This is a genomic window from Mycobacterium sp., assembly GCF_049281135.1.
Classification (GTDB): domain Bacteria; phylum Actinomycetota; class Actinomycetes; order Mycobacteriales; family Mycobacteriaceae; genus Mycobacterium.
Window position 1 is genome coordinate 1 of the sequence record NZ_JBAPRN010000749.1, and the last position, 2,223, is coordinate 2,223.

1 protein-coding gene and 1 pseudogene are annotated in these 2,223 nt (G+C 64.6%); both read left to right on the forward strand.

Annotation, left to right across the window (positions count from 1 at the left end; all coding sequences use genetic code 11):
- Positions 1–48: 48 nt before the first annotated feature.
- Positions 49–1,551: a class I adenylate-forming enzyme family protein gene (locus WAN02_RS29785; RefSeq protein ID WP_422268980.1), complete on the forward strand. Its 1,503-nt coding sequence runs from the start codon at positions 49–51 to the stop codon at positions 1,549–1,551.
- A 131-nt stretch (positions 1,552–1,682) separates the two neighbouring features.
- A pseudogene (locus tag WAN02_RS29790) lies at positions 1,683–2,223 on the forward strand (hypothetical protein); the annotation flags it as partial.

Below are 2,223 nucleotides of genomic sequence, written 5' to 3' on the forward strand. Positions count from 1 at the left end.
CGATCAACAGGGCACTGCGATCGGAAAAGGGCAGGAGGAGCGGCGCACGTGAGCACCGACCCGGTCGCTGCTGAACAGGCCTCCCAACCGCTTGACGAAGGAATTCCGTTCGGAGCCAAACTTCAGCAGCTCGCCGAACAACGTCGTGACGATATTGCCCTGACCGTCATCGCGCGTGACGGTACCGGGCACTCGATGAGCTTCGCGGAACTGGACCGCCGGGCCAATCAATGGGGACGGGCGCTGACAGCCGGCGGCGCTGAGATCGGTTCGCTTGTCGCACTGGCGATTCCCAATTCCGAGCACCTGGTGCTGGCCGTGCTGGGTTGTTGGAAGATAGGCGCTGTCCCGGTTCCGATGCGCTGGGATCTGCCCGACTGGGAGCGGTCCCGGGTGCTGGAGGTCATCGACCCGGCGGTCACCGTCGACGAACAGACGCTGTCGACGTTGACCGCACACGCCGGCGACCAGTCCGACGACCCGCTGCCGGTGCTGGTGTCCCCCAACGCGAACGGGATATGCAGCAGCGGATCCACCGGTCTGCCGAAGGTCATTCTCACTCTGGCGCAAGGTATCTGGACGCCTGAATCGTCGTTCCCATTCCTGGCAGCCTGGGCGCCGACGGCGCAGCCGCAGACCATCCTGGTGCCCGCTCCGATGTATCACACCAACGGCTTCTCACCGATGACCTACCTGCTGGGCGGCGACAGATTGGTGGTGCTCGAAAAGTTCGATGCGGCAACCGTTGTGGACGTGATCGAGCGCTACCGCGTCACCAACTTCACGGCCACACCGACCATGCTCGCCCGCATCGCGGCCCTTTCGGACATACGTCAACGGGATCTATCCAGCGTCGCGTGGATCTTGCAGGGCGCCGCGGTGATGCCACATACGCTGCTACGAACCTGGTTCGACCTGCTAAGCCCGGAACAGGTCGTGATGGCTTACGGGATGACCGAGGGCCTGGGAATAACCGCATTACGCGGTGACGAGTGGCTGGCGCACGTTGGCAGCGTCGGGCGCGGTTTCCGGGACACCGAAGTGCGCATCCTGGACCCGCAGGGCGAGCCGGTGAGTCCGGGTGAGCTCGGTGAGATTTATCTGCGCTCGCCGATGAGCGGCGGATACCGCTATCTCGGCGGCGCGCCGCTGTTGCCGTCGACACCCGACGGGTTCCGCACAGCAGGCGATATCGGCCACGTCGACGCCGACGGTTATCTCTACATCGCCGATCGCCGCAGCGACATGATCGTCACCGGCGGCGCCAATGTCTTTCCCGCTGAGGTGGAATGCGCGCTGGCCGAACACCGTGGCATCGCCGATGTGGTGGTCATCGGGCTCGCCGACCGCGAGTGGGGCCGTCGAGTACACGCGGTGGTTCAACTGGCCGACGGCACACAGTCGCTGTCCGAACGGGATGTCATCCTCTTCGCGAAGACCCGGCTGGCCGCGTACAAGGTGCCCAAAACCGTGGAGTTCGTCGACCAGATCCCGCGAACGGCCGCGACCAAAGTCAACCGTTCGGCGATGGTCGACGCCCGCGGCGGCTGACCCCACTGAGCGCGGGCGCCGGATATTTTGGAAAGTATCCGACGATTCCGCGGATACGCACGCCCGAGGGCCATCTTGCGGCTACCTTACAAGTGCCTAAGGATAATCTTAGATTCTTTCAGGATCCGAAAATGGCTCAACGCCCAAGCAAGCGGGACCGTCGGCCGCGCAAGGTCAAGGCGCGCCGGCATCGTCGAGCGGCCGGTCTGGCGACGGCTGCCGCGGCGATTCTTGGCGCGGCGATGACTCCGCTGGCCAGCGCGCCGGTCGCCCATGCCGACGGGTTTGACATAGTCATCGATCCCATCGTGAACTCCATCGCTAATTCGCTGGCGAGTCTGTTGGAGCCGCTGGCCGGTCTTGATTCCGTGTCAGCCGCGGATCCCTTGGTCAGTCTGGGTATCGGCGGTCTGGGGTCGTCTGCCGCCGATCTAGCCGGTAGTAGCAGCCTTGGCGTGGGTTCTGCGGATTCGGCGCTGACGGCGGCGTCCGATCCGTCCCCTGCAGCCAGTTCGTTCGACGCGATGCTGCAGACACTCGCGCAAGAGTGGATCACCAGCCAATCCGGTGCCGCGTACGACGCCCAGCTCAACACGCTGTGGCACGACGTTGGTGGCAGCGGCATCCTGATCGGCAACGGCGCCAACGGAACGCCGGACTCGACATTGACAG